Raw genomic sequence first — 26,925 nt, forward strand, 5'->3', positions numbered from 1 at the left:
CATTGCAAGCACAGCCAGACGGCTGGAAACCTTGATCGCGCTCAACGAGAGGCTTGCACACGCGCATTACGATGGGGTTTCGCGACCTTGCCGCAGCCCCCGCAGAGACGAAAGGACCACCATGCACACGATTTCAACGCAGTCTGCCCCCATCGGCAAGATGGAGTTCCTGAGCTTCCAGTTGGGGGGTATGGAATACGGGGTGGACTTTCGTAAGGTCAAGGAATTGCGCACATTCAAGTCGCTCGAACGCTTCGCGTCCGAAGGCGCGATTGTTAAAGGGGTGGCGGTGTCGCGCGGCGTGATCATGCCGCTGGTAGACATGCGGGTCGCGTTCAACGAGCGCGCCGCCTCGCCCGACCCGATGACCGACGTGATCATCCTGCAGTTGTCGACTTGCGTGATGGGGATGGTGGTCGATGGGGTAACCGATGTGGTGCGCCTGTATCCGGATCAGATCACGCCGATTCCGGGGCTGACCCGCGACAGCGATTGCGATTATTTAATGGGACTGGGCGAAACCGATGGCCGGCGCCTGATCCTGGTCGACATCGACAAGCTGATGTCGATCCGGCGCGAGACCGTCGCCGGCGCGCAAAAGGCCGCATAAGCACTGCCGCCCCGGCGCGCATTTGGCGCCGTCTCCGCGCGCATTTGCGCATTTGCTCTCCCGCTGAACGCAACCCCGTCGCCCCCGCCTGCGCGGGGGCGGGGGCGACGGGGGATCGTGGCCGACGGGGAGTGCGCGGCGACCGTGGGGTTAAGCCGCCAAACCTTCCAGCTGCTCCTGCAGCTCCAGCCATTCCGCTTCCAGCTGCGCCAGGTCCTTCTTGTAGAACGACTGGTCCGCCAGCAGCGTTTTCAGCTTGGCCTTGTTGGCCGCTTCATAGATGCTCGCTTCGCCGAGCTTGGCGTCAACGTCCGCCTTCTGCTCGTTGCGCTTGGCGATCTGCTCTTCCAGGCGCTTGATCTTGCCCTCGATCGGCTTGCGCAGCGCGGCCGTGCGCTGGCGCAGCTCCGCGTCCTGGCGCTTCTGGTCCTTCTTGTCGGCCACCGGAGCGGCTGGCGTGGCCACCGCGGTTGCGACCGGGAAGGCCGTCTTGTTGTCCTTGCCCGCCGCCGGCAGCACGGTGGTGCCCTTGCCAAGCTTGGTCTGGAACAGCCAGTCCTTGTAGTCGTCCAGGTCACCGTCGAACGGCTGCAGCTTGCCGTCGGCGACGATGATGAACTGGTCGGTGGTGGCGCGCAGCAGGTGGCGATCGTGCGATACCACCACCAGCGTGCCCTCGAACTGCGCCAGCGCCATGGTCAGCGCCTCGCGCGTTTCCAGATCCAGGTGATTGGTCGGTTCATCGAGCAGCAGCAGGTTAGGGCGCTGCCAGACGATCAGCGCCAGTGCCAGGCGCGCCTTCTCGCCGCCGGAAAACGGGCGGATCGGGCTGGTGACCATATTGCCCGGGAAGTTGAAGCCGCCCAGGAAGTTGCGCAGTTCCTGCTCGCGCACGGTCGGCGCAATTTTCGCCAGGTGCCACAGGGGCGATTCGTCATGGCGCAGCATTTCCACCTGGTGCTGGGCGAAGTAGCCGATCGACAGGCCCTTGCCGAGCGTGGCGTCGCCGGTCAGCGGCATCAGTTCGCCGGCGATGGTCTTGATCAAGGTCGATTTACCGGCGCCGTTCACACCCAAGAGGCCAATGCGCTGGCCGATCTGCAGCGAGAACTTGATGTTCGAGACGATCACCTTGTCGCCGACCTTGTCGCCATGCTCGTCGAGGATATGGTAGCCGGCGTCCACGTCTTCCATGACCAGCAGCGGATTCGGTGCGGCCAGCGGCTCGCGGAACTCGAACGAGAATTCGGCTGCGGCGCGCAACGGCGCCAGTTCTTCCATCTTTTCGAGTGCCTTCATGCGGCTCTGGGCCTGGCGCGCTTTCGAGGCCTGCGCCTTGAAGCGGTTCACGAACGACTCGAGGTGGGCGCGCTGGCGCTGCTGCTTGGCCAGCGCCCCGGCGGCCAGGATCATCTGGGCCGCGCGCTGGCGCTCGAAGCCGGAGTAGTTGCCCGAGTAGCGTTTCAGCCTGCGCTCGTCGATGTGCACGATGACGTTGACGATTTCGTCGAGGAAGTCGCGATCGTGAGAAATGATGATCAGGGTGCCGGCGTAGCGTTTGAGCCAGTCTTCCAGCCAGATGATCGCGTCCAGATCCAGGTGATTGGTCGGTTCATCGAGCAGCAGCAGGTCGGAAGGGCACATCAGCGCCTGCGCCAGGTTCAGGCGCATGCGCCAGCCGCCCGAGAAGCTGGCGATCGGCTGCTGCATCTGCGAGAGCGAAAAGCCAAGGCCCAGCAGCAGCTGTTCGCCGCGCGACTGCACCGTGTAGGCGTCGGCGTCGGCCAGCGCGCTGTAGATCTCACCGATGGCAATGCCGTTCTCGGTCGATTCAGGTTCCGATTCCAGGCGCGCCAGTTCCGCTTCGAGTTTGCGCAGGTGGACGTCGCCGTCGATGGCGTAGTCGAGCGCCGCGCGTTCGAGCGGCGGCGTTTCCTGGGCCACGTAAGCCATGCGCCATTTGGCGGGGAAATCGATCTCGCCCTGGTCCGGGTGCAGTTCGCCGCGCAGCATGCCGAACAGGCTCGATTTGCCGGCGCCATTGGCACCAATGAGGCCGATTTTATCGCCCGGGTTGAGGGTAAGGTCGACGCCTTCCAGCAGCGGCTTGGTGCCGCGCATCAGGCTAACGTTCAGGAAACGGATCATGTTCTACTTTTTGTAATGAGTGGGGATTACTGTGCTTGCAACTGTTCTGCGGTGAGCAGGAAAACCATGTCGTCGCCGGCGCTGGTGGTCACCCAGGTCAGGCCGAGGTGGCCGAAGGCCGCTTCCGCGTAATCGCGCTCGTTGCCGATTTCGACCATCAGGATGCCGTTTGGCGTGAGGCGTTCGGCCGCACCGGCGACGATCTTGCGCACCAGGTCCATGCCGTCGGCACCGCCATCGAGCGCGATCTGCGGCTCGCGCAGGTACTCGGGCGGCAGCGACGCCATCGACGCCGAATTGACGTACGGCGGGTTCGAGATGATCAGGTCGTACTTCTTGAACGGGACATTCTGGTACAGGTCCGAGGCGATCGGGTTGACCCGCCCTTCGAGCTTGTATTCGCGGATATTGTGCTCGGCCACGGCCAGCGCATCGGGCGAAATATCGACCGCATCGACCACGCTGTCGGGGAAGGCGTCGGCCATCATGATCGCCAGGCAGCCCGACCCGGTGCACAGTTCGAGGATGTTCTCGACCGCGTACGGATCTTCCACCCAGGGGCTGAACTGGTGCGGGATCAGTTCATGGATGAAGGAACGCGGCACGATCACGCGCTCGTCCACATAAAAAGCATAGGTGCCCAGCCACGCTTCCCTGGTGATGTAGGCGGCCGGCACGCGCTCGTTGGCGCGGCGTTCGATCACGGCCAGCACCTGCAGTACTTCGTCCGGCAGCAGGCGGGCGTCGAGGAAGGGATCGAGCTTGTCGAGCGGGAGCTTGAGCGTATGCAGGATCAGGTAAGCCGCTTCGTCCAGCGCTTCGGCGCTGCCGTGGCCGAAAAACAGCTTGGCGCCGTTGAAACGGGTGATTGCATAGCGCAGCAGGTCGCGCGGCGTGGTAAACAGGGTAGTGGTCATGGCTGTTCTCGGGTCATGTGTTGTGCGGCGCAGGCGCCAGCAGGTTGTCGAGCGTGCGGCGATAGATATTCTTGAGCGGATCGATGAAACGCACGTCGATGTGCTCGTCGATCTTGTGGATGCTGGCATTCGGAGGGCCGAATTCTATCACCTGCGGGCAGATGCGGGCGATGAAGCGCCCGTCCGAGGTCCCGCCCGTGGTCGACAACTCGGTCTGCAAGCCGGTCTCGGTGAGGATGGCGCTGGATAGCGCATCGGACAGGGTGCCGCGCGGGGTCAGGAAGGGCAGGCCGGACAAGGTCCACGCCAGGTCGTATTCGAGGCCGTGCCTGTCGAGGATCGCATGTACGCGCGCTTTCAGGTCCTCGGCCGTGCTGGCGGTTGAAAAGCGGAAGTTGAAGTCGATCGCCACGTCGCCCGGGATCACATTGTTGGCGCCGGTGCCTGCATGGATGTTCGACATCTGCCAGGAAGTCGGCAGATAGTATTCATTGCCCGCGTCCCACTGCTCGGCGGCCAGTTCGGCCAGCGCCGGGGCGCTCTGGTGGATCGGGTTGCGCGCCAGCTGCGGGTAGGCGATGTGGCCCTGGATGCCCTTGATGGTCAGTTTTCCCGACAGCGAACCGCGGCGGCCATTCTTGATCATGTCGCCCAGTACATTGGCCGATGTCGGCTCGCCCACCAGGCAGTAATCGATCTTTTCGCCGCGCTCTTCCAGCAGGCGGCACACCACCACGGTGCCGTCGGTGGCCGGGCCTTCCTCGTCGCTGGTGATGAGAAAGGCGATCGAACCGGTGTGGTCCGGGTGTTCGGCGATGAATTCTTCGCACGCCACGACCATGGCCGCGATCGAGGTCTTCATGTCGGCCGCGCCGCGGCCATACAGCTTGCCGTCGCGCTGGGTCGGAATGAAGGGTTGCGATTGCCATTGTTCGACGGGGCCGGTCGGCACCACGTCGGTATGGCCGGCGAAGACGAATACCGGGGCCGCGCTGCCCTTGCGCGCCCACAGATTGGTCACGCCGTTCGATTCGATGGTCTCGCACGCGAAGCCGAGCGGCGAGAGCAGGTCGATCAGGTGCTGCTGGCAGCCTTTGTCATCGGGCGTGATCGACGACAGCGCAATCAGTTTTTCGGTCAGCGCGAGGGTACGGGAAAAGGTCATTGAGTTCTTTAGCAGGGCATTACAGTGAAAAGATCTGGCGGTACTGGTCGTCGGAGAAGCCGACCGACAGCTTGCCGGCGCCTGCGAGGACAGGGCGCTTGATGACGGAAGGCTGTTCGAGCATCAGTTCGAGCGCGCTGGCCTTGTCGACGATGGCCGCGCGCCGCTCGTCGGGCAGCTTGCGCCACGTGGTGCCCTTGCGGTTGACCAGCACTTCCCAGTCGAGCTGCTCAAGCCAGGCGGCCACGGTGGCGCGTTCGAGTCCCTGCTTCTTAAAGTCGTGGAAGTCGAAAGCCTGCTCGTGGTCGGCCAGCCAGGTGCGGGCTTTTTTGACGGTGTCGCAGTTGGGAATGCCGTACAGGGTTTTTTTCATGGTCGATCAGGAGCGCGGCCAGCCGTCACCCGGCATGCGGGCGTGGTTGCCTGAGTGTTCTTGGGGAACCCGGGAGGATACCACAGGCGCGACCCTGCCAGCGCAGTCGCCCGGGTGGCGATCGCTGCGCGGGTGGCGTAGCCGGGGAAGAACCCCTGCACGGGTGGCGCAGAGGTGGGCAGCGGCGGCGCCGCCGGAATCAGCTATTGAGCGTGAACTCGGTAAACGACGACGATTCCTCGACCGGCTTGGGCGCCGCCTCCTGGGTGCTGGCCGCACGCACTTCCGGACCGTTGTTAAGAAGCCACAACAGGTTGGTGGCCGAGTCCGCATTGGCCAGGCCTTCTTCCTGGGTGATCAGGCCGCTCTTGACCAGTTCGTACAAGGCCGACTCGAACGTCTGCGAGCCGGGCGAGAGGCTGTTTTCCATCGCTTCCTTGATCTGGCCGATCTCGCCGTTGTCGATCAGGTCGGCGATATAGCGCGTGTTGACCATGATTTCGACCGCCGCCTGGCGCGTGCCGCCGGCCGCCGAGCGTACCAGGCGCTGCGAGACGATGGCCTTGACCGCCGACGACAGATCCTGCAGCAGCGCGGGCCGGTTTTCGATCGGGTAGAAGCTGATGATCCGGTTCAGCGCATTGTACGAGTTGTTCGCGTGCAAGGTCGCCAGTACCAGGTGACCCGACTGGGCGTAGGCCAGGGCGGCAGCCATGGTTTCCTTGTCGCGGATCTCGCCGATCAGGATGCAATCGGGCGCCTGGCGCATCGAATTACGCAGTGCCGTGTAGAAACTGCTGGCATCACTGCCGATTTCGCGCTGGTTGACGATCGATTTCTTGTTCTTGAACAGGTACTCGATCGGGTCTTCCAGGGTCAGGATGTGGCCGGCGCGCAATTCGTTGCGGTGGTCCAGCATCGAGGCGATGGTGGTCGACTTGCCCGAACCGGTCGCGCCGACCAGCAGCAGCAAGCCGCGCTTTTCCATGATCAGGTCGGCCAGCACGTGCGGCAGGCCGAGGTCTTCCAGTGCCGGAATCACGGCCGGCACAAAGCGGAACACGGCCGAAATGGTGCCGCGCTGGCGGAAGGCCGACAAACGGAAACGGCCCAGGTTGGCGACCGAAATACCCAGGTTCAGCTCGTTTTCACGCATCAACTCATCCATCTGCGCCTGGGTGCAGATTTCCGCGAGCAGGGCGGAAATGTTTTCCGGCTCCAGCTTTTGCTGATTGATGGGAATCAGGTTGCCGTTAATTTTGATGTGGACGGGCGAATTGACCGCGAAGAACATGTCCGACGCGTTTTTTTCTTTCATCAGATGGAACAAGCGGTCCATTGCCATTTTTTTTCTCCTGGTTTGGACTTTTACTGTATCAGATACCGCGCAGCAATTCGTTGATACCGGTTTTCGCGCGTGTCTTGGCGTCCACACGTTTCACGATCACGGCGCAGTACAGGCTGTAGCTGCCATCTTCCGACGGCAGGTTGCCCGAGACGACCACGGAACCTGCCGGCACGCGGCCGTAGCTCACTTCGCCGGTGGCGCGGTCGTAGATCTTGGTCGACTGGCCGATGTACACGCCCATCGAAATGACCGAGTTTTCCTCGACGATGACGCCTTCGACGATCTCGGAACGGGCGCCGATGAAGCAGTTGTCTTCGATGATGGTCGGATTGGCCTGCATTGGTTCGAGCACGCCGCCGATGCCCACGCCGCCGGACAGGTGCACGTTCTTGCCGATCTGCGCGCACGAACCGACCGTGGCCCAGGTATCGACCATGGCGCCTTCATCGACGTAGGCGCCGATGTTGACGTACGACGGCATCAAGACCACGTTCCTGGCGATGAAGCTGCCGCGCCGGGCGACTGCCGGCGGCACCACGCGGAAACCGCCGCGCGCGAAATCGTCGGCCGTGTAGTTGGCGAACTTGGTCGGTACCTTGTCGTAGAACTGCATGGTGCCGTCGGACGTCATCACGCTGTTGTTCTCGAGGCGGAAGGAGAGCAGCACCGCTTTCTTGATCCACTGGTTGACGACCCAGTCGGCACCGGTTTTTTGCGCCACGCGCATGCTGCCGTCGTCCAGGCCTGCGATCACGTGGGCCACTGCGTCGCGCAGTTCCGCCGTGCCGTTGGCCGGGGTGATCTCGGCGCGCTGTTCCCAGGCGGTGTCGATGAGGTTTTGAAGTTGTTGGGTCATGATCGGTATCTTGTTAGGTGGTGTGGCGGATTCGGTGCGACGGATTCATTGCGACTTCAGGGCCTTGCAAAACTGGACGATGCGCTGGGCCGCTTCGACACCCTCGTCGACTTCGGCGACCAGGGCCATGCGGATGCGATTGCTGCCCGGGTTGATGCCGTGGGCCTCGCGCGCAAGGTAGCTGCCCGGCAGGACCGTGACATTATATTCCGCGTAAAGACGGCGCGCGAATTCGGTGTCCGACAGGCCGCTGCGGCGCACATCGGCCCACAGGTAAAAGCCGGCGTCGGGCAGTTCCACATCCATTACTTCCTTGAGCAGCGGGGTGACGAGGGCGAATTTCTCGCGGTACTTGACGCGGTTTTCCTGGACGTGGGTTTCATCGCCCCAGGCCGCAATGGACGCCGCCTGCACCGGTGGCGACATGGCGCCGCCGCAGTAGGTGCGGTACAGCAGGAACTTCTTGATCACGGCCGGATCGCCCGCCACGAAGCCCGAGCGCATGCCCGGCACGTTGGAGCGCTTGGACAGGCTGGAAAACACGATCAGGTTCGCGTACGGGGTCTCGCCGCCGCTGCGTCCCAGCTGGTGCGCCGCTTCCAGCGCGCCGAGCGGCGCGGTGCTGGTGTGGTAAATCTCGGAATAGCATTCGTCGGCCGCGATCACGAAGCCATGGCGGTCCGACAGCGCGAACAGCTGCTTCCAGTCTTCCAGCGACAGGGTGGCGCCGGTCGGGTTGCCCGGGGTGCACAGGTACAGCAACTGCACGCGCGGCCAGATATCGTCCGGCACGCTGGCGTAGTCGCAGCCGAAATTGCGGCCCGGTTCCGAATTGACGAAGTACGGCGTGGCCCCGGCCAGGTAGGCCGCGCCCTCGTAGATCTGGTAGAACGGATTGGGGCAGACGATCAGCGGCGCCGGTCTGGAGGCATCGACGACGCAATGGGCGATTCCGAACAGGGCCTCGCGCGAGCCGTTCACCGGCAGCACCTGGGTGGCCGGATTCAGGGCCGGCACGCCGTAGCGGCGTTCCAGCCAGCCGGCGATGGCGCCGCGCAAGGCGTCGGTGCCGGCCGTGGTCGGATACGTGGCCAGACCCGGCACGCCGTGCGCCAGCGCCTTCTGGATGAAGGCGGGCGTCGGGTGTTTCGGCTCGCCGATGCCAAGGCTGATGGCGGCGTAGTCCGGGTTCGGGGTCACGCCCGCGAACAGCTGGCGCAGTTTTTCAAAAGGGTAGGGATGCAGTTTATCGAGATGTGGATTCACGGCGTTGCCAGGTTTGGCGCAGGGGAAGCGCAGGGTTAGCGTAGATCGGAACAGCGACGTATTATAGGCGCAAATGGCCGCCATCGCGCCATGCTCCGGGATTTACGCCGGACCATTCCTTGAACGCGTGGGAGAACGCGCTTTGCTCCTGATAGCCCAGCAAAAACGCGATATCGACCAGCGACAGGCTGCCCTGGCGCAGGTAATCGGTGGCCAGCGCGTAGCGCGCCTGGTCGAGCACCTGCTGGAAGCTGGCCCCGGCCTCGCTCAGTTTGCGCTGCAGGGTGCGCGGCGAGAGCTTGAGTTCCTCGGCGATGGTGGCCAGCCGCACCCGGTCGTGCGCCAGGTTGCGGATGATGGCCGCATGCACCTGGGCAGCCACGCCATCGTCGCGCCGGCTGCGTTCGCGCAGCAGCTGTTCGGCGTGCTGCTGCAGCACCGGATACAGCCCCACATCGGCGTTTGGCACCGGCCAGCCAAGCAGCTGGGCGTCGAAGCCGGCCGCGTTGACCGGGGCGCCAAAGCGCGGCAGCACGCCGAAAATGCGCTCGTATTCGGCGCCGTCGGCCTGCTGCGCATGCGTGAACCGCAGTTGCGGCGCCGGCAGCGCAGCCCCGGCCAGCCAGGTGCTGAAGGTACGGATGCCTGCAAACACGCTTTCGACCAGATGGCGGTTGCCCTCGGGGTAGTTGCTGACCCATTCGTAGTGCGCCTGCTCGCCGTCGAGATGCAGCAGCGAGCGCCCCAGGTCGTGCGCCAGCTGCTCGTAGCGCAAGGTCTGCTGAAATGCCTGGCCAAAATCGCGGCACGACAGCAAAATCAGTCCGTACACGCTGTAAGTACCCAGTTTTACCCGTTCGCCGACGTGCAGCCCGAAATGCGGGTCGTCCGCCAGCTCGGCCCCGGCGCCCAGCAGGCGCACGTAGTCGGCCGCGCCGAGCGAGTCGGGCAGCCGGTCGAGCGCCGTCGCGGGCAGGCCGGCGGCGCCGGCCAGCGCGGCCGGGGCCACGCCGCGCGCCTGCGCCGCTTCGAGCAGCGGCTGCAGATAGGACCCGGTGACGCGGCGCGCGTCAGGCCGAAGCACTGGGGGCATCGCTGGCATGTTTGAACAAAGCGGTTGTCATAAAAGCGCAATACGTGAAGCCCGCCTTCGCATACGCTGGCGGCCGTGGATGAACAGCCAAGTATAACGGGAAAAAACGATGAAGCGGTGGAACGGATGGGGCGACGATGCCATTGAATTTGCGTTGAATGCGGACGCGCTGGCGTTTCTGGGCGAGCGCCTCGGGCCCGGGACCGCCGGGGCGGAGACCAGCCACGCCGACGCCTGCGCGCGCATCGGCGCCAGCCGCCTGCCGCCGCATCCGCTGGTCGACACCTCGGCCGGCGCGCGCCTGGCCAATGCGCTCGGCCAGAGCCTGCCCGACTGGCTGCGTCTTCGCTACGGCAAAATCGACACCGCCCCGGACGGCGTGGCGTATCCGGAAAGCGGGGAAGAAGTGCGCGACCTGCTCGATTTTGCGGCACGCAGCGGCGCCATCGTCATTCCCTACGGCGGCGGCACCAGCGTGGCCGGCCATGTCGGCGTGGAAGCGGGAGCGGCGCCTGTCCTCACCATCAACATGACGCGCATGCGCGCCCTGATCGACCTGGACAAGGAAGCGCAGCTGGCTACGTTCGGCGCCGGCGTGCTGGGGCCGGACCTGGAAGCGCAACTGCGCGCCTTCGGCTACACGCTGGGCCACTTTCCGCAATCGTTCGAATATTCGACCCTGGGGGGCTGGGTGGTCACGCGTTCCTCGGGCCAGCAATCGCTGCGTTACGGGCGCATCGAACAGCTGTTCGCCGGCGGGCGGGTCGAAACGCCGGCCGGCACGCTCGACCTGCCGACCTTTCCGGCGTCGGCGGCGGGTACCGACCTGCGCGAGATCGTGCTCGGCTCCGAAGGACGCCTGGGCATCCTGACCGAAGCGACGGTGCGCGTGAGCCGCCTGCCGCAGTACGAAGCGTTCCACGCCGTGTTCTTCCCCGACTGGGAATCGGCGGCCGCCGCCACGCGCGAACTGGCCCAGGCCAAACTGCCGCTGTCGATGCTGCGCCTGTCCAATCCCCTCGAAACGCTGACCATGCTGACCCTGGCCGGCCACAAGCGCCTGATCGGCGCGCTGCAAACCTGGCTGCGCTGGCGCGGCTGCGCCGACGGCAAATGCATGCTGATGATCGGCGCCAGCGGCACCGCCGCCAACGCGAAACATGCGCTGCGCGCCGCGCTGGCGGTCGCGCGCGCCGGCGGCGGCGTGCACGTGGGCCGCACCATGGGCGACAAATGGAAGCAGAACCGCTTCCGCAACGTCTACCTGCGCAATGCCGCATGGGAGCAGGGCTACGCCATCGACACGGTGGAGACGGCGGTCGACTGGCCGGGCGTCACCCCGATGATGCACGCGTTAGAAGATGCCGCCACGCAGGCCATGGCATCCTGCGGCGAGCGGGTGCACGCCTACACCCACCTGTCGCACCTGTACGCGCAGGGCGCCAGCGTCTACACCACCTTCGTGTACCGCCTGTCGGGCAATTACGAAGAAGACTTGCGGCGCTGGCGCCGTTTGAAGAGCACCGTGTCGGAAGCGATCGTCATCAATGGCGGCACCATCAGCCACCAGCACGGTGTCGGCGCCGACCACGCGCCCTACCTCGCATCCGAAAAAGGATTATTGGGCATGGGCGCCATGCGCACGCTGTTCCGCCACTTCGATCCGGACGGGCGCATGAACCCGGGCAAGCTGGTGTCGCCGTGACTGCCCACTGGCAGAACGGCTGGCATGAGACCTTGCCAGTGCTGCTGGCGCGCGAATGGGACCTGTTGATCATCGGCGGCGGCATCACCGGCGCCGGCATCCTGCTGGAGGCGTCGCGCCGCGGCCTGAAGGCGCTGCTGGTCGAACAGCGCGATTTTGCCTGGGGCACGTCAAGCCGTTCGTCGAAACTGGTGCACGGCGGCTTGCGCTACCTGAAAGAGGGCAAATTCGCTCTCACGCGCGAATCGGTGCACGAGCGCGACGCGCTGTTGGCCGGCGCCGCCGGGCTGGTGGAACCGCAAAGCTTCGCCTTCGGCGACTACGTGGGCCGCAAACCGGGCCGCAAGACCTTCCTGGTCGGACTGGCGATCTACGACCTGATGGCCGGAAAGCGCGAACGCCACTACGTCAACGACGTTGAATTCGCGATGATGACGCCCAACGTGGCGCGCGCGGGTCTGCAGGGCGGCATGCTCTACACCGACGCCAAGACCGACGACGCGCGCCTGGTGCTGCGCGTGCTGCAGGAAGCCCAGTCCCATGGCGGCGTGGCGATCAACTACATGGCCGCGCGCTCGCTGCTCAGGAGTGGCAGCACGGTCAACGGCGCGCTGCTGCATGATGGGCGCGATGGCGCCGCCCACGAGGTGCGCGCGCGCCTGGTCATCAACGCCACCGGCGCCTGGGCCGACGAGCTGCGCGGCCATGCCGGCGCCGCGCCGCGCCTGCGCCCCCTGCGCGGCAGTCACCTGGTGCTGCCGGCGTGGCGCCTGCCGCTGGCGCAGGCGGTCAGCCTGATGCACCCGGCCGACGGGCGCCCGGTGTTCGCCTTTCCTTGGGAAGGCATTACGCTGGTCGGCACCACCGACGTCGATCATGGCGACGGCCTGGCCAGCGAAGCCGCCATCACGCGGGCGGAACTCGACTATTTGATGGCGGCGCTGCATGCGCAGTTTCCGCAGCTGGCGCTGCAAGAGTCGGACGTGATTGCCACTTACGCCGGCGTGCGGCCGGTGATCGACAGCGGCGCGGGCGATCCGTCGAAGGCATCGCGCGACCATGCCGTGTGGCTGGAAAACGGGCTCTTGAGCGTCACCGGCGGCAAGCTGACCACCTTCCGCGTGATCGCCCTCGATGCGCTGCGCCACGCCATGCCGTTGCTGGCAGGCTGGCGCGACGACCTTGCGCCGCGCCCCGTGTTCGCGCCAGCGCCGTCGGTGATCGCACCGCTGCGCGCGGCAGTGGTGCGCCGCTTGCGGGGCCGCTACGGCGCGCACGCACAGGCATTGATCGACGCTGCCGAAACGGGCGAGCTTGATACCATCCCCGGCACCGAATCGCTGTGGGCTGAACTGCGCTGGGCTGCGCGCACCGAAGCGGTGCAGCATCTGGAAGACCTGCTGCTGCGCCGCACGCGGCTCGGATTGCAGCTGCGCGGCGGCGGGGTGCGCCACATGGCGCGCATCCGGGCCATCTGCCAGCGCGAGCTGGAATGGGACGACGCCCGCTGGAATGCAAGCGAAGCGGCCTATCTGGCATTATGGCAGGCGCACTACGGCCTTCCAGCCCGACCGAGAGGATGAACAGCCATGATTGACAAGACCATCCTCGCCATCGACAACGGCACGCAGAGCGTGCGTGCGATCCTGTTCGACCTGCAGGGTAATATCGTCGCCAAATCCCAGGTGCACTTCGAGAGCTATTTTTCGGAGCATCCCGGCTGGGCCGAACACGACCCGGAAGACTACTGGCAGTCGCTGTGCCGCGCCTGCAAGCAGCTATGGGAGCAGCCTGGTGCCGACAAGGCGCTGGTGCAGGGCGTGGCCGTCACCACCCAGCGCGGCACGGTGATCAACGTGGGCCAGGATGGCAAGGCGCTACGCCCGGCCATCACCTGGCTGGACCAGCGCCGCACCGACCTGGCGCCGCGCGTGGGCATGTGGTGGAACGCCGCGTTCCGGGTGGCGCGCGTGAAGGGCACGATCGACTACTTTCGCGGCGAGGCCGAGATCAACTGGATCAAGGCGCACCAGCCGGAGGTGTGGGACCGCACGCACAAGGTGCTGCTGTTGTCCGGCTACCTGAATTACCGGCTGTGCGGGCGCTACGTCGATTCGACAGGCTCGCAGGTGGCGTATCTGCCGTTCGACTACAAGTGCCAGCGCTGGGCCGGGCCGCGCGACTGGAAGTGGCAGGCGCTCGCGATCACGCCGCAGATGCTGCCCGAGCTGGTGGCGCCCGGTACCGTGATCGGCCTCATTGGCGACGCGGTGGCCGCGCTGACCGGCATCCCGGCCGGCATTCCGCTGCTGGCCGCGGCGGCCGACAAGGCGTGCGAAGTGATCGGGGCGGGCTGCCAGGCGCCGCATATCGGCTGCCTCAGTTACGGTACCACCGCCACCATCAACACCACCAGCAAGCGCTATGTGGAAGTGACGCCCTTCATTCCCCCGTATCCGGCGGCCATTCCGGATACCTACAGCACCGAGGTGCAGATTTTCCGGGGCTACTGGATGGTCAACTGGTTCAAGGAGCAGTTCGGCCACCACGAACGCGCGCGTGCGCTGGAAGAGGATGTGGCACCGGAGCAGCTGTTCGATGAACTGGTGAACGCGGTGCCGGCGGGGGCCATGGGACTGATGCTGCAGCCTTACTGGAGTCCGGGCATCCGCGTGCCGGGGCCGGAGGCGAAGGGCGCCATTATCGGCTTTGGCGATGTGCACACGCGCGCGCATGTGTACCGCGCGATCCTGGAAGGGCTGGCGTATGCGCTGCGCGAGGGGAAGGAACGCACCGAAAAGCGCAGCGGGGTGCCGATTACCGAGTTGCGCGTGTCGGGGGGCGGGTCGCAGAGCGACGCGGCGATGCAGCTGACGGCCGACATTTTCGGGCTGCCGACCGCGCGTCCGCATGTGTATGAAACGTCGGGACTGGGAGCGGCGATTGCGGCGGCGGTGGGGCTGGGTTTGTATCCGGACTTTGCGGCGGCGATTGCGGGGATGACGCGCATTGGACGGGTGTTCGAGCCGATTGCGGCGAACCAGGCGATGTACGACCGCTTGTACAAGCAGGTGTACCGGAAGATGTACGCGCGGTTGCAGCCGATGTATGCGCAGATTGCGGAGATTACGGGGTATCCGAGGAAGCCTTGATGCCGCCGTCGTCTCTGGCACTGCCAGAACCGACGGTGGAGGTGGCGGAAGCGACTCAAGCGGGCAGCGGAAGCTGGAACCTCGGTGCGATTACGCAGTTGACACATCCTTCTGGTCCCAGCTATCGACAAACACCAGATCTTCAAGCTTTCTGCGCTTTTCCCACCCCTCCATCTCCAGCATCGGCATCGGATAAAACTGCGCCACATGCCCGATGCAGACCACCGCCACCGGCCTGCCTCCCTCCGGAATCGACAGCAGCGCCGCCAGCTTGTCTGGATCGAACAGCGACACCCAGCCCATGCCCAGCCCCTCCGCGCGCGAGGCCAGCCACATGTTCTGCAGCGCGCAGGCGACCGATGCAAGATCCATCTCGGGCAGGGTGCGGCGGCCGAACACATATTCCTCGCGCCGGTCCATCAGCGCGACCACCAGCAGTTCCCCGCATTCGCGGATGCCTTCGACTTTGAGCCGCATGAATTCCGACCCGCGCTCGCCAAGCGCGTCGGCCGTGGCCAGGCGCTCCTCGTCGACCAGCTTCACGATGGCTTCGCGTACCGCTTCGCTGCGGATGCGGATGAAGCGCCACGGCTGCATCAGCCCCACGCTGGGCGCCTGGTGCGCCGCGTTGACCAGCCTTGCGAACAGTGCCTCGTCGATGGCGCCCGGCACGAAGTGCCGCACGTCGCGCCGCGCGGCGATAACGCGGTAGACGGCGTCGATGTCGCTCTGGTTGAATTGGTCGGTCAAGGTCTTCTCGCAGGTTGTCGCGGCGGCGCCGCTTCGACCTGCATTATCCGGCAGCGCGCTTACTTGAGCAAACGCGTGATGAATGTCTGGATCAGCTCCGTGCTGTCGCTCGCCGCGCTCATATGCGGGCAGTGCCCGATATTGTCGACAAAGGCCAGCCAGCTCACCGGCAGGTGCTTGCGCATGTATTCGCCGACTTCACGCGGGGCGATCATGTCGTCGGTGCTTTGCAGGACCAGCGTCGGCGTGTGCGAGCGCGGCACGTCGGCGCGGTGGTCGGACAAAAACGTGACACGCGCGAAGTGCCGGGCGATCTCGGGATCGTTGCGGCAAAAGCTGGCGGTCAGCTCCTGCTGCAGGTCGGGTTGGTCCGGCGCGCCCATGATTATTGGGGCGATGTTGGCGGCCCACTTCAGGTAATTGTCGTGCATGAGGCCCAGCAGGCCGTCGATGTCTTCGCGGTTAAAGCCGCCGATGTAGTCGCCATCGTTGATGAAGCAGGGCGACGGACCGACCATGACCTGGCCGGCGAACATGGCCGGCTCGCGGATCGCGGCCAGCATGCCGATCATGGCGCTGACCGAATGGCCGATGAACACCACTGGCTCGTTGGAAAATTCGTGGATGATTTCGAGCAAGTCTTCCGCGTGGCGGTGCAGGGTGACGTAGTCGAATTCGTTGTAGGCCGACAGGTCCGACTTGCCGCTGCCGACGAGGTCGTAGAGGATGACCTTGTAGCGCTCGGTGAAGGAGGGCAGCAGTTTGCGCCACATGTTCTGGTCGCAGCCGAAACCGTGACCGAATACCAGGGTCGAGGGACCGTTTCCGTAACAGGTGACGTTGTTGCGGTGCTGAATATCCATGGCGCATCCACGAGTGTGCCCAGCATAGGCTCCCATACCTAGCAGAGCGCGCTGTTGTCGGCTAATTGTATTCCTGTTATGAATTCAATTGTGCCTGTTACGGCGATTGTGTGGCTTTATGCCTCATGGGTAAATGGCGCCCTTGCCGCTCGTGTCATGCCCGCGCCGGTGATCGCCATCCTTCCGATCGGGCCAGGCCGGCGCGATGGACAAGGCCGCCTGCTGGGCGTTCGCGATCCGGTTCACCATCCGCTTCCTCGACGCTGTTGAACTTGCCTCAAGATAACATGGGGCCCATGCTGCATACACATGCAAAAACGCCGTCCGCCAGTGAGCTGGGGGACGGCGTCGACGCTGGTGAAGCGACGCTTACAGTTGCGCGGCGATCAGCTTGCCGAGGATGGCGACGCCTTCACGGATGCGCTCCTGCGGCACGGTCACGAAGGACAGGCGCAGGGTATTCGTTTCGGCTTCGTTGGCGTAGAACGGCGCGCCCGGCACGAAAGCCACCTTGGCCGCGATGGCCTGGTCGAGCAGTTTCATGGCGTCGATATGCTTGGGCAGGGTCACCCAGATGAACATGCCGCCTTCGGGCTTGGTCCAGGTCACGCCGGCCGGGAAGAATTCGGTGATCGCATCGAGCATCGCCTGGCACTGGTTGGCGTACAGCGTGCGGATGGTCGGGATGTGCTGATCGAGGAAGCCATCCTTGACCACTTCGTAGACCACCATCTGGGTCAGCTGCGCGGTGTGAAGGTCGGCGGCCTGCTTGGCCAGCTCCAGGCGGCGCACCAGCGGCAGCGGCGCGACCACGTAGCCGAGGCGGATGCCGGGCGTGAGCACCTTCGAGAACGAGCCCATATAAATGACGCCGTCCGGATTCATGTTCAGCATTTTCGGGAACGGCTCGCCCTTGTAGCTCAGCGCGCCGTACGGATCGTCCTCGATCAATGGCAGGCCGAGGCGGGCGCAGGTTTCGACCAGTTCCTGGCGGCGCTCGATGGACAGGCTGCGGCCGGTCGGGTTCTGGAAATTCGGCAGCGCGTACAGCAGGCGCGCGCCTTCGGCCACCGCTTCGATCGAGGACGGCACCAGGCCATGCTCGTCGGTGGCGACCGACTTGAATTCGGGACGGTAGACCGAGAACGCCTGCAGCGCGCCCAGGTAGCTCGGCGTTTCGACCAGCACGCGGCTGCCTTCGTCGATCAGTACCTTGCCCAGCAGGTCGAGCGCCTGCTGCGAGCCGGAGGTCATCAGGACCTGTTCCGGCAGGATCTTGCAGGTGGCCGTGGACAGCGAATTGGCGATCCACTCGCGCAGCAGCGGGTAGCCGTCGGTCGGGCCGTACTGCAGCGCCACTTTACCGTTTTCGGACAGGACCTTGTCGAAGGCCGCCTTCATGTGTTCGACCGGGAAGGTGGCAGGCGAGGGCAGGCCGCCGGCGAAGGAGATGATCTCCGGACGCTGGGTGATCTTCAGGATTTCGCGGATGAACGAACTCTGAAGCTGGCTGGCGCGCTCGGAAAAACGCCACTCGATGGGGTTTGGATTTTCGATTTTCATACTGGTCTCACAGTCAAGGCGGCCGGGTTCGCACTGGGCCGATTATAGAGCACGCTGGGTAAGCGGCTGGAAAGACGCCGCCGGATAAGCAGCGTCCGGGATGTTGATGTTGGTTTAAGCGACTTCGACGATCATTTCGATTTCCACACAGGCGCCGCGTGGATTCTGCGCCACGCCGAAGGCCGAGCGGGCATGCTTGCCAGCATCGCCGAACACCTCGCCCAGCAGTTCCGAGGCGCCGTTGGTGACGATGTGCTGGTCGGTGAAGCCGGGGGTCGAATTGACCAGGCTCATCAGCTTAACCACGCGCTTGACCTTGCCGAGGTCGCCGCCACAAGCTTCCTGAAGCGTGCCCATCAGATCGATCGCAATCGCGCGTGCGGCGGCGACGCCCTGTTCGGTGGTGATTTCCTTGCCCAGCTGACCGGCGTTCACGGAATCATCGGCGTTCTTCGCGATGTGTCCGGAAATAAACACCAGATTTCCTGTTTGCACGTACATCACATACGCGGCGACGGGTGCGGCTGGCGGGCTGAGGGTGATATTGAGCGATTTCAGTTTGTCGTAGACGGTCATGGCGATTCCTCGATGCGATAAGAAAGAACAAGGCAGTATTGTACGTCGGGCACGACCGGCTGCCCACCGGAATCGCGCCCTGCCAGAACCTCGCACAACCGGCGGCAAACTCCGGCTAAACAACTTCTAAAACCCCTACAACCGGGGTCAGAGCTCTGACTCGAAACATTTGCTCTACTTCAATGTAAACTATTTTTGATCGGAAACAGTTTGGCCGCATATCGGGTGTGTCGACTCTGCTCGTCCCCCAAAACTTGCCTAACCGGGGTCTGACCTCGGTTAGGCAACAAAAAAATTTCGAGTCAGAGCTCTGACCCCGGTTGGTGGTTTTTGACCCCGGTTGGTGGTTTTAGCGTTTGATTTGCATGCGGCGACCGATAGCGACCACGGCGATCACCGCCAGCGCGAAGCCAATATTGGCCGCTTCCAGCGGCTCGCCCAGCAGCATCCAGGCGCCGGCCAGGGTCATGAACGGTTGCAGCAGTTGCACTTGCCCCACCCGGGCAATGCCGCCGCGCGCCATGCCGCGGTACCAGAAGAAAAAGCCGATGAACATCGAGAATACGGACACATACGCAAAGCCAATCCACGCCTGCGCCCCAGCCTCGGCCATGCGGCCCACTTGCGGCCAGGCCAGCCAGATCACCAGCGGCAACACCAGCGGCACCGATAACACCAGCGCCCAGCTGATCACTTGTTGCCCGCCCATGCTCCGCGATAACTTTCCGCCTTCGGCGTAGCCCACCGCCGCCGCCGCCACGGCGCCGAACATCAGCAGGTCGGCCTGATGAAAGCTGCCGCCGCTCTGGCGCAGGGCGAAGCCGATCACGATAGCCGAGCCGGTCAGAGCGGTCAGCCAGAAACCCAGCGAGGGCTTTTCGTTGCCGCGCAGCGCCGAGACGAGCGCCGTGGCCAGCGGCAATATGCCGACCAGCACCGCGCCGTGCGATGCCGGCAGGCTGCGCAAGGCAACCGAGGTCAGCCACGGAAAGCCGATCACGCAGCCGAGCGAGACCATCGCCAGCGGCCACAGCGCGGACCTCGGCGGCAGCGGCGCGCGTTTCCACACCAGCCAGCTGCCAGCGAGCAGCGCCGCCACCAGCGCCCGTCCCAGCGCGACAAACACCGGCTCCAGCCCGGCCACCGCCATCCGCGTGAACGGCAAGGTCAGGCTGAACATGGCGACGCCAACCAGCCCCAGCAGCATGCCGGCACTCTCGTCCGACATCCCGGGCCGCGCCGCACTGGTCAACTCATTTGGCACGATCGTCGTCATGGTTCAAGGCCCTTGCAATATGCGACGGAACAGCTCGGCGTCGACATTGCCTCCGGTCAACGGCAGGCCGATTTTCTTCCCACGGATCAGGGCGCTGTCCTTGATCTGCATGGCCGCCGCCAGCGCCGCCGCGCCCGCGCCTTCGGCCAGATTGTGGGTGCAGCGGTAGTACAGGCGCATGGCGCGCGCCACTTCGTCGTCGGTCACGGCCAGCACGTCGTCGGCGCATTCGAGCACGGCCACCAGCGACGCCGCATCGGCCACGCGGCACGCCAGCCCGTCGGCCACCACGGTGCTGACCGCCGCCTCGATGCTGCGCCCGGCCCGGAACGAGAGCTGGTACGCCGGCGCATGGCTCGACACGACGCCGATAATCCGGGTCTTGACGCCCAGCGCGTGGCGCGCCGCAATCGCGCCGCAGATGCCCGAGCCCTGGCCGATCGGCACCAGCACCAGGTCCAGGTCGGGCTGGGCGCGGAACAGTTCGAGCCAGCCGCTGGCCACGCCCGCCACCAGATCCTCGTGATACGACGGCACCATGTGCAGGCCTTCTTCGCGCATCAGTGCCAGCGCATGCTCGCGGCTTGCCTGGAAGTCGTCGCCATGTTCGATGACGCGCGCACCGAGGGCGCGCATGCAGGCATTCTTTTCCACGCTGTTCCCGTGCGGGACCACCACCGTCACCTGCAGCCCCAGGCGCGCGCCGCTGAAGGCAATCGCCTGGCCATGGTTGCCGCGGGTCGGGGCGATGATGCCGCGCACCTCGGGCGCGCGGCGCACCAGCGCCTCGAGGTAGACCACCGCGCCGCGCGCCTTGAAGGTGCCGAGCGGGGTGTGATTCTCGTGCTTGACCCAGACCTCGGTGCCGACCGCCTCGTTCAACAGCGGCCACGAATACTGCGGCGTGGGCGGCATGGCGCGGTAGACCAGGGCGGCGGCGGCATCAAGCTCGGCGAGGGAAGGCAGGTACATGGCGCTCTTTCAAAGGGGTGGAACGGGAAGGTCGATAGGTGTATCCTAGACGAGAAAACCAATACAGTACCAATACACTTGACCATATAATTACGCATACTGTGACGGTGCCATGACCAATACAGGCAATCCCGCCATCGGCCTGCTCACCCGCAGCTCGGGCGAAACGCTGATCGACCAGATCGTGCGCTCGGTAGCGAGCCGCATCGACGACAAGCTGCTGCGCAGCGGCGCGCGCATGCCGTCGATCCGCCAGTTCGCCGCCACCCACGGCGTGTCGTGCTTCACGGTGGTGGCCAGCTACGACAAGCTGGTGGCCAAGGGCTATGTGGAATCGCGCCGCGGCGCCGGTTTTTTCGTGCGCGAGCGCTCGCCCCTGAACGCCGGCGAGCGCTCCATGCCCGACGCGCCAGCGGCGCCGCTGGAAGCCAAGCCGCTCGACGTGGTCTGGCTGATCCGGAACATGTTCCGCCCTGCGCCATCGCAGCGCGTGCCCGGTTCCGGCGTGCTGCCGTCCGAATGGCTCGACGGCCCGATGATCGCCAACGCCCTGCGCGCCGTCAGCCGCCAGAGCGCGGCGCTGCTGGTCAACTACGGCGCGCCGCAAGGCTTCCTGCCGCTGCGCCAGCAGCTCCAGCTCAAGCTGGCCGAACTGGAAATCGACGCCGCCCCCGAGCAGATCGTCACCACCGTTGGCGTGACCCAGGCGCTGGACCTGGTGGCGCGCGAGTTCACCCGCCCTGGCGACACCATTTTCGTGGACGATCCGGCCTGGTTCCTGATGTTCGGCGCGTTCGCGGCCATGGGCCTGAAGGTCGTCGGCATTGCCCGCCTGGCCGACGGTCCCGACATCGCGCAACTGGCCGCCATGGCGGCGCTGCATAGACCGAAGCTGTACGTGATCAATTCGGTGCTGCATAATCCCACCTCCACCTCGCTGTCGGCGGCCAAGGCGTTCCAGGTGCTGCGCATCGCCGAGGAACACGGCTTTACCATCGTCGAAGACGATATCTATTGCGACCTGCATCCGGGCAGCGCGGTGCAGCCGGCCACGCGCATGGCGGCGCTCGACCAGCTGCATCGGGTGATTTACCTGGGCGGCTTTTCGAAGTCGCTGGCGGCCAACCTGCGGGTCGGCTTCATCGCCACGTCTCCCGAGTGGGCCCAGCGCCTGTGCGACCGCAAGATGCTGGCCACGCTCACCACCAGCGACATCGGCGAACGGGTGGTGTACAAGGTGCTCTCGGAGGGTTTGTACCGCAAGCACGTGGACCGCCTGCGCGGACGGCTCGACCAGGTCCGCGCGCGCACCGTGCGCCAGATGGAAAAGGTGGGCTTGAAGGTCGACGTGGCGCCGCCGGCCGGCATGTTCGTGTGGGCCGACACCGGCATCGATACCATCGCCCTGGCCGAACGCGCCATGGCCGAGGGCTTGCTGCTAGCTCCCGGCGCCCTGTTTTCGCCCAGCCAGCTGCCCTCGACCCGGATGCGCATGAACGTGTCGACCTCGCAGGAGCCGGGCGTGTGGGAATTCCTGGCCCGGGAATTGGGACGTTGAGCTCGCGGGCCTTGAAATCGCCCGGAACACCCCCATTTCTCTCCAATCCGTTCAACCCGTCTTACACGAGGACTAAAAATGGCTGTTGCCGAAAAAGAAACCCTTGGTTTTCAAGCAGAAGTAAAACAGTTGCTGCAACTGATGATCCACTCCCTGTACTCGAACAAGGAGATCTTCCTGCGCGAGCTCATTTCGAACGCGTCCGACGCGGCCGACAAGCTGCGTTTCGAGGCGATCAATAACGACGCTTTGTACGGCAACGACCACGAACTGAAAATCCGCGTGGCGTTCAACAAGGAAGCGCGCACCGTCACCATTTCGGACAACGGCATCGGCATGAGCCGTGACGAAGTCATTTCGCACCTGGGCACCATCGCCAAGTCGGGCACCAAGGAATTCTTCGGCAAGCTCTCCGGCGACCAGCAGGCCGATGCGGCCCTGATCGGCCAGTTCGGCGTGGGCTTTTACTCGGGCTTCATCGTGGCCGACAAGATCACGGTCGAAACGCGCCGCGCCGGCGCCGACGCTTCCGAAGGTGTGCGCTGGGAGTCGGCCGGCGAGGGCGATTACAGCGTCGAAGCGATCGAGAAAATCTCGCGCGGCACCGACATCATCCTGCACCTGCGCGAAGGCGAGGATGAGCTGCTGTCGAGCTGGAAGCTGAAATCGATCATCCGCAAGTACTCGGACCATATTTCGCTGCCGATCGTGATGCAAAAGGACGAGTGGGACGCCGAGAAAAGCGAGACGGTGCTCAAGGACGAAGTCGAAACCGTCAACCAGGCCAGCGCGCTGTGGGCCCGCAACAAGAGCGAGATCACGCCCGAGCAGTACGAAGAATTCTACAAGCACGTCTCGAACGACTTCCAGGCCCCGCTGACCCACACCCATAACCGGGTCGAGGGCCGCAGCGAGTACACGCAGCTGCTGTACGTGCCGAGCCACGCCCCGTTCGACCTGTGGGACCGCAACAAGCGCGGCGGCATCAAGCTGTACGTCAAGCGCGTGTTCATCATGGACGATGCCGAGCAGCTGATGCCGGCCTACCTGCGCTTCATCAAAGGCGTGATCGACTCGAACGACCTGCCGCTGAACGTCTCGCGCGAAATCCTGCAGGAGTCGCGCGATGTGAAGGTGATCCGCGAAGGCTCGACCAAGCGCGTGCTGGGCATGCTGGAAGAACTGGCCAACGCCGACGAGCAGGAAAAGAAGGACAAGTACACGACCTTCTGGACCGAATTCGGCCAGGTGCTCAAGGAAGGCATCGGCGAAGATGCCGGCAACAAGGACCGCATCGCCAAGCTGCTGCGCTTCGCCTCCACTGCCAACGACAACGCCGACCAGAATGCCTCGCTGGCCGACTACATCGGACGCATGAAGGAAGGCCAGGAAAAGATTTACTACGTGGCCGGCGACAGCTACACCGCGGCCAAGAACAGCCCGCACCTCGAAATCTTCCGCAAGAAGGGCGTTGAAGTGCTGTTGATGACGGACCGCGTCGATGAATGGATGCTGTCGTTCCTGACCGAGTTCGAAGGCAAGGAGCTGGTGTCGGTGGCCAAGGGTGGCCTGGATCTGGGCGCTCTGGAAGACGAAGCCGAGAAGAAGGAGCACGAAGAGACCGAGACCTCGTACAAGGAACTGGTCGAGCGCATGAAGGCGGCGCTGGGCGATAAGGCCAAGGATGTGCGCGTGACGTTCCGCCTGACCGATTCGCCAGCCTGCCTGGTGGCCGACGAGAACGAGCTGTCGGGCAATCTGCTGCGCATGCTGAAGGCGGCGGGGCAGAGTGCACCGGAATCGAAGCCGATCCTCGAAATCAACCCGAACCATCCGCTGGTGACGCGTTTGAAGAACGAAGATGCAGCGAGTACCCAGTTCGGCGACTGGGCACACATTCTGTTCGATCAGGCTTTGCTGGCTGAAGGCGGTTCGCTGAGCGACCCGGCTACGTTCGTGAAGCGTTTGAACGAAATGCTGCTGGCCGGGGCAAAATAAGTATCGTTATTAGCACCACTAGTCCCATATCCGTCATTCCCGCCTGCGCGGGAATGACGGGAGCGGGCGTCGGCGTCTTACCCCGACACCTGCCTGCACAACTCCCCCAGCAGCTTCTCCCCCTCCGGCCAGTCCCCATACCCGCTATCCCCATTGATATGCCCGGCGTCGCCAATCTCGACGAAGCGGCTGCCCCACGCCTGGGCAAACGCGCGTGCGCGTCCGATCGACACGTACGGATCGTTGGTGCTGGCCACCACAATGCTCGGAAACGGCAGCTTGTGCAGCTGCATCGGCGCAAAGCCCACCGCCTCGGTCGGAAACGACGCGCTTTCCGCATCGGCCGGCGCCACCAGGAACGCGCCGCCGATGCTCAGCACCGACTCCGAACGCGCCCAATGCGCCACCAGGCCGCACGACAAACTGTGTGCCACCAGGATCGGCGGACCTTCGCTCATGGCAATCGCCGCATCCAACTCGTCCACCCATTCCCGGCGATCGGGGTTGTTCCAGTCGCGGTGCGCGACACGCTTCCATGCCGGGTTGCGGTGCTCCCAGTGCGTTTGCCAGTGCGACGGGCCCGAGTTCCAGATTCCCGCCAATGTCAATACGTCGCAATCCATTACCCCTCCGCGTCAGTCGTTTGATTAGGTCGATTGTACGACTAATGACGGGGCCCAGCTGCGCACGGGGCCACCCATGCCGCCCTGCATCGTGCCTGCAGCGGCTGTACGCTTGCGACAGCGTTCCTGGCCGCCGCAAGCATCAACGGCATGCGGCCCGCTTAGCGCGCGCCCTTGCTCACCTTGATCCAGTTCAGGTTCCAGCCGCCCTGTTTCGCGTAGATGCCGAATGAATGGCTGCCGGCCGCCAGCGTCACGGTCTTGTTGACCGACGCCCAGTTCTGCCAGCCGCCGGTGGCGGGAATGGCCACCGTGGCGTGGGTCGGCTTGCCGCCGGCTTCCTCGAAACTCAGTTCGCCTCCGCCCGGGCTGGCGACCCGGAATTCGATGGTGTAGGCACCGCTTTCGGGAATGACCACGGGCGCGTTGGTGTACGACATCCAGTCGCCGCTGTCGATATGGCTGGCGTTCCTGCCGCCGCCGGCGTCGCTGGTCTGCTCCGACTCCACGCCGCTCATGCTCGCATGGTCCTCGGCCTGAATCAGCGCGATCTGCCCGCCCGATCCGGCCGCGGCGATGCTGATCCAGTTCAGATTGAACCCGCCAGCCTTGGCCGCGATCCCGATCGACTGCTTGCCGGCCGGGAGCTGCACGTCGTGCGATATGGTGCTCCAGGTTTGCCAGCCGCCGGTCGCGGCCACCGCTTTGGTGCCGAATACCGGGCTGCCGCCGGCCCGTTCCAGACTGATGTTGCCGCCGCCATTGGCGCTGGCCACGCGGTAGGACACCGTGTACAGGCCTGCCGATGGCACGTCGACCGTGTAGTTCATCCAGTCGCCGCTATCGATGTAGCCGACGTTCTGGCCGCCGCCGGCGTCGCCGGTCGATTCAATCCGCACGCCGCTCATCTGGCAGTACGCTTCGGCCTGGATGGTGGCCGGTACCGTGGCCGTCGTGCAGCCGGTGTCGGACGTGGATGGCCAGAAGCGCACGGTCTCGCGGGCCTGTTTGCCCGATTCGGTCAGGTCCCAGTTGGCCCAGCCGCCGGTGGCGCTGGCGCCCGGCACCAGGCTGGCCGACCCCTCCCTGGCATCATCGAGCGCCCAGTTGGCGTTGCTGATGTTGTGCTTCTTCATGAAGTCGATCCAGGCATTGGTTTCGGGATAGTTGACACCACCGTTGCCGTCGGCGTTGACCGAACCCCATTCGGTCACGAACAGGGCCAGGCCGTTGTTCATGGCGGTGGCGGCCTTCTCGCGCAAGAATTGTCCATGGGTGCCGGCGTAGAAGTGCAGGGTGTAGGCGATGTTGCTGTGGCCCGTGATCGGATTGCGCGAGGCGATGTCGGCATCCTGCGACCAGTGCGGCGAGCCGACGATGATCAGGTTGTCCGGGTCGATCGCGCGGATCGCCGCGATCACCGCCTGCGCATACGGCTTGACGTGGGCGTCCCAGGTCACGTCGTCCTTTGGTTCGTTGTAGATTTCGTAGATGACGTGCTTGTTGTTGCCGTAGGTGCGCGCCATCTCCTGGAAAAAGGCGATCGCTTCGTTCTGGTGGCGGAAGGCGTAGTGCGAGTGCCAGTCGATGATGACGTACATGTCCTTGGCGATGGCGGCGTCCACCACGGCCTTGACGCGCGCCTTGTTCGCTGCCGGGAACTGGATGTAGCCGCCCGGTTCTTCCACGCCCATGGCGGCGCGCACCAGTCTGGCCTTCCAGTCGTCCTTGAGCCAGCCGACCGCGCCGGCGTTGTAGAAGCGCTCCCCGGGCCAGCCGGTGTTGGACCAGTACATGCTGCTGCCGCTGATGCTGCCCGGTTTGCCGCCAACGAGCACCTGGTTGCCGCTGACCGACAGCGCCGGCACGTCGGCCAGCGCGGCGCCGGCGCATAGCGACAGCGCCAGGGCGATAAGGGTGGTGCGGAAAGTCGGACGGGATGCTGCTGCATTACTGAGGGTCATGCTCATCGCTATTGTCTCCTGAGTGGATGTCGGTAAGCGAGGGGCGACGGGCCAGTGGCGGGATCGGGCTTGGTGCCATCTCGGTGCTGCGTGCGGCGCGCGCGGGCGCCTGTCGTCCCCAAATATAGGTGAAATCGTTTTCAGGTGAC

Annotated in this window: 22 protein-coding genes; 6 read left to right on the forward strand and 16 right to left on the reverse strand. The window is 64.7% G+C overall.

The window, feature by feature from the left end:
* The first annotated feature begins 121 nt into the window (after window positions 1-121).
* Window positions 122-610 carry a chemotaxis protein CheW gene (locus tag RBA40_RS01510; RefSeq protein ID WP_306645348.1) on the forward strand — a complete coding sequence of 163 codons (489 nt, stop codon included), beginning with the start codon at window positions 122-124 and terminating at the stop codon, window positions 608-610.
* A gap of 150 nt (window positions 611-760) precedes the next feature.
* On the opposite strand, the gene RBA40_RS01515 is transcribed toward RBA40_RS01510, so the two are convergent.
* From RBA40_RS01515 to RBA40_RS01550, 8 genes are all read right to left on the reverse strand, one after another.
* Complete coding sequence (locus tag RBA40_RS01515; protein WP_306645350.1) at window positions 761-2,758, reverse strand: ATP-binding cassette domain-containing protein; 1,998 nt, start codon at window positions 2,756-2,758, stop codon at window positions 761-763.
* Window positions 2,759-2,784: 26 nt separating this feature from the next.
* Entirely contained in the window at window positions 2,785-3,675 is an 891-nt protein-coding gene (gene prmB / locus RBA40_RS01520; protein WP_099876790.1) for a 50S ribosomal protein L3 N(5)-glutamine methyltransferase, read from the reverse strand.
* 13 nt (window positions 3,676-3,688) lie between these two features.
* Window positions 3,689-4,840, reverse strand: a complete 1,152-nt coding sequence (dapE, locus tag RBA40_RS01525) for a succinyl-diaminopimelate desuccinylase (RefSeq protein ID WP_306645351.1) — start codon at window positions 4,838-4,840, stop codon at window positions 3,689-3,691.
* 19 nt (window positions 4,841-4,859) lie between these two features.
* A complete protein-coding gene (locus RBA40_RS01530; protein WP_306645352.1) occupies window positions 4,860-5,213 on the reverse strand; it encodes an ArsC family reductase in 354 nt (117 codons plus the stop codon).
* A 199-nt stretch (window positions 5,214-5,412) separates the two neighbouring features.
* On the reverse strand, window positions 5,413-6,558 hold the full coding sequence (locus tag RBA40_RS01535; RefSeq protein WP_306624303.1) for a PilT/PilU family type 4a pilus ATPase: 1,146 nt from the start codon (window positions 6,556-6,558) through the stop codon (window positions 5,413-5,415).
* 31 nt (window positions 6,559-6,589) lie between these two features.
* Entirely contained in the window at window positions 6,590-7,417 is an 828-nt protein-coding gene (gene dapD, locus RBA40_RS01540; protein WP_099876801.1) for a 2,3,4,5-tetrahydropyridine-2,6-dicarboxylate N-succinyltransferase, read from the reverse strand.
* A 45-nt stretch (window positions 7,418-7,462) separates the two neighbouring features.
* Window positions 7,463-8,683, reverse strand: a complete 1,221-nt coding sequence (gene dapC, locus RBA40_RS01545) for a succinyldiaminopimelate transaminase (protein ID WP_306645354.1) — start codon at window positions 8,681-8,683, stop codon at window positions 7,463-7,465.
* 61 nt (window positions 8,684-8,744) lie between these two features.
* A complete protein-coding gene (locus tag RBA40_RS01550) occupies window positions 8,745-9,776 on the reverse strand; it encodes an AraC family transcriptional regulator (protein ID WP_306645356.1) in 1,032 nt (343 codons plus the stop codon).
* A gap of 109 nt (window positions 9,777-9,885) precedes the next feature.
* Here RBA40_RS01550 and RBA40_RS01555 point away from each other — a divergent pair, with 109 nt between their 5' ends.
* The 3 genes from RBA40_RS01555 to RBA40_RS01565 are packed head-to-tail and all read left to right on the forward strand — an operon-like array spanning window position 9,886 to window position 14,633.
* Window positions 9,886-11,481, forward strand: coding sequence for an FAD-binding oxidoreductase (locus tag RBA40_RS01555; protein WP_306645358.1), 1,596 nt, complete (start codon window positions 9,886-9,888; stop codon window positions 11,479-11,481).
* On the forward strand, window positions 11,478-13,064 hold the full coding sequence (locus tag RBA40_RS01560; protein ID WP_306645360.1) for a glycerol-3-phosphate dehydrogenase/oxidase: 1,587 nt from the start codon (window positions 11,478-11,480) through the stop codon (window positions 13,062-13,064). Before RBA40_RS01555 ends, RBA40_RS01560 begins: the two co-directional genes overlap by 4 nt.
* Window positions 13,065-13,070: 6 nt before the next feature.
* Window positions 13,071-14,633, forward strand: a complete 1,563-nt coding sequence (locus RBA40_RS01565) for an FGGY-family carbohydrate kinase (protein WP_306645362.1) — start codon at window positions 13,071-13,073, stop codon at window positions 14,631-14,633.
* 90 nt (window positions 14,634-14,723) lie between these two features.
* On the opposite strand, the gene bluB is transcribed toward RBA40_RS01565, so the two are convergent.
* The 6 genes from bluB to RBA40_RS01595 all read right to left on the reverse strand — a co-directional run bounded on the left by bluB (window position 14,724) and on the right by RBA40_RS01595 (window position 20,633).
* On the reverse strand, window positions 14,724-15,383 hold the full coding sequence (gene bluB / locus RBA40_RS01570) for a 5,6-dimethylbenzimidazole synthase (RefSeq protein ID WP_306645364.1): 660 nt from the start codon (window positions 15,381-15,383) through the stop codon (window positions 14,724-14,726).
* A 59-nt stretch (window positions 15,384-15,442) separates the two neighbouring features.
* Window positions 15,443-16,246: an alpha/beta fold hydrolase gene (locus tag RBA40_RS01575; protein WP_306645366.1), complete on the reverse strand. Its 804-nt coding sequence runs from the start codon at window positions 16,244-16,246 to the stop codon at window positions 15,443-15,445.
* Window positions 16,247-16,615: 369 nt separating this feature from the next.
* Complete coding sequence (locus tag RBA40_RS01580; RefSeq protein WP_306645367.1) at window positions 16,616-17,809, reverse strand: aminotransferase-like domain-containing protein; 1,194 nt, start codon at window positions 17,807-17,809, stop codon at window positions 16,616-16,618.
* A 114-nt stretch (window positions 17,810-17,923) separates the two neighbouring features.
* Window positions 17,924-18,385: a RidA family protein gene (locus tag RBA40_RS01585; RefSeq protein WP_306645369.1), complete on the reverse strand. Its 462-nt coding sequence runs from the start codon at window positions 18,383-18,385 to the stop codon at window positions 17,924-17,926.
* Between the two features lie 349 nt (window positions 18,386-18,734).
* Window positions 18,735-19,661 carry a DMT family transporter gene (locus RBA40_RS01590; RefSeq protein WP_306645371.1) on the reverse strand — a complete coding sequence of 309 codons (927 nt, stop codon included), beginning with the start codon at window positions 19,659-19,661 and terminating at the stop codon, window positions 18,735-18,737.
* 3 nt (window positions 19,662-19,664) lie between these two features.
* Window positions 19,665-20,633, reverse strand: coding sequence for a threonine dehydratase (locus RBA40_RS01595; RefSeq protein ID WP_306645373.1), 969 nt, complete (start codon window positions 20,631-20,633; stop codon window positions 19,665-19,667).
* A 112-nt stretch (window positions 20,634-20,745) separates the two neighbouring features.
* On the opposite strand from RBA40_RS01595, the gene RBA40_RS01600 reads away from it, so the two are divergent.
* Window positions 20,746-22,191 (forward strand): aminotransferase-like domain-containing protein, encoded by a 1,446-nt coding sequence (locus RBA40_RS01600; RefSeq protein WP_306645374.1) that lies wholly within the window; start codon window positions 20,746-20,748, stop codon window positions 22,189-22,191.
* 78 nt (window positions 22,192-22,269) lie between these two features.
* Entirely contained in the window at window positions 22,270-24,189 is a 1,920-nt protein-coding gene (gene htpG, locus RBA40_RS01605) for a molecular chaperone HtpG (RefSeq protein WP_306645376.1), read from the forward strand.
* A gap of 77 nt (window positions 24,190-24,266) precedes the next feature.
* Here the strand turns inward: htpG and RBA40_RS01610 are convergent, their stop codons facing one another.
* Together RBA40_RS01610 and RBA40_RS01615 are read right to left on the reverse strand one after the other, a co-directional pair.
* Window positions 24,267-24,812 (reverse strand): RBBP9/YdeN family alpha/beta hydrolase, encoded by a 546-nt coding sequence (locus RBA40_RS01610; protein ID WP_306645377.1) that lies wholly within the window; start codon window positions 24,810-24,812, stop codon window positions 24,267-24,269.
* A 161-nt stretch (window positions 24,813-24,973) separates the two neighbouring features.
* Window positions 24,974-26,782, reverse strand: coding sequence for a cellulase family glycosylhydrolase (locus RBA40_RS01615; protein ID WP_306645379.1), 1,809 nt, complete (start codon window positions 26,780-26,782; stop codon window positions 24,974-24,976).
* Window positions 26,783-26,925 lie beyond the last annotated feature (143 nt).

The sequence above is a fragment of the Massilia pseudoviolaceinigra genome (genome assembly GCF_030846505.1).
GTDB classification, from domain to species: domain Bacteria; phylum Pseudomonadota; class Gammaproteobacteria; order Burkholderiales; family Burkholderiaceae_D; genus Telluria_A; species Telluria_A violaceinigra.

Excerpts from the sequence above, each read along its gene's own strand:
- RBA40_RS01510 (WP_306645348.1), top strand. The coding sequence starts at position 122 with ATGCACACGATTTCAACGCAGTCTGCCCCCATCGGCAAGATGGAGTTC.
- RBA40_RS01515 (WP_306645350.1), bottom strand. The coding sequence starts at position 2,758 with ATGATCCGTTTCCTGAACGTTAGCCTGATGCGCGGCACCAAGCCGCTG.
- prmB (WP_099876790.1), bottom strand. The coding sequence starts at position 3,675 with ATGACCACTACCCTGTTTACCACGCCGCGCGACCTGCTGCGCTATGCA.
- dapE (WP_306645351.1), bottom strand. The coding sequence starts at position 4,840 with ATGACCTTTTCCCGTACCCTCGCGCTGACCGAAAAACTGATTGCGCTG.
- RBA40_RS01530 (WP_306645352.1), bottom strand. The coding sequence starts at position 5,213 with ATGAAAAAAACCCTGTACGGCATTCCCAACTGCGACACCGTCAAAAAA.
- RBA40_RS01535 (WP_306624303.1), bottom strand. The coding sequence starts at position 6,558 with ATGGCAATGGACCGCTTGTTCCATCTGATGAAAGAAAAAAACGCGTCG.
- dapD (WP_099876801.1), bottom strand. The coding sequence starts at position 7,417 with ATGACCCAACAACTTCAAAACCTCATCGACACCGCCTGGGAACAGCGC.
- RBA40_RS01550 (WP_306645356.1), bottom strand. The coding sequence starts at position 9,776 with ATGCCCCCAGTGCTTCGGCCTGACGCGCGCCGCGTCACCGGGTCCTAT.
- RBA40_RS01555 (WP_306645358.1), top strand. The coding sequence starts at position 9,886 with ATGAAGCGGTGGAACGGATGGGGCGACGATGCCATTGAATTTGCGTTG.
- RBA40_RS01565 (WP_306645362.1), top strand. The coding sequence starts at position 13,071 with ATGATTGACAAGACCATCCTCGCCATCGACAACGGCACGCAGAGCGTG.
- RBA40_RS01575 (WP_306645366.1), bottom strand. The coding sequence starts at position 16,246 with ATGGATATTCAGCACCGCAACAACGTCACCTGTTACGGAAACGGTCCC.
- RBA40_RS01580 (WP_306645367.1), bottom strand. The coding sequence starts at position 17,809 with ATGAAAATCGAAAATCCAAACCCCATCGAGTGGCGTTTTTCCGAGCGC.
- RBA40_RS01585 (WP_306645369.1), bottom strand. The coding sequence starts at position 18,385 with ATGACCGTCTACGACAAACTGAAATCGCTCAATATCACCCTCAGCCCG.
- RBA40_RS01590 (WP_306645371.1), bottom strand. The coding sequence starts at position 19,661 with ATGACGACGATCGTGCCAAATGAGTTGACCAGTGCGGCGCGGCCCGGG.
- RBA40_RS01595 (WP_306645373.1), bottom strand. The coding sequence starts at position 20,633 with ATGTACCTGCCTTCCCTCGCCGAGCTTGATGCCGCCGCCGCCCTGGTC.
- RBA40_RS01600 (WP_306645374.1), top strand. The coding sequence starts at position 20,746 with ATGACCAATACAGGCAATCCCGCCATCGGCCTGCTCACCCGCAGCTCG.
- htpG (WP_306645376.1), top strand. The coding sequence starts at position 22,270 with ATGGCTGTTGCCGAAAAAGAAACCCTTGGTTTTCAAGCAGAAGTAAAA.
- RBA40_RS01610 (WP_306645377.1), bottom strand. The coding sequence starts at position 24,812 with ATGGATTGCGACGTATTGACATTGGCGGGAATCTGGAACTCGGGCCCG.
- RBA40_RS01615 (WP_306645379.1), bottom strand. The coding sequence starts at position 26,782 with ATGAGCATGACCCTCAGTAATGCAGCAGCATCCCGTCCGACTTTCCGC.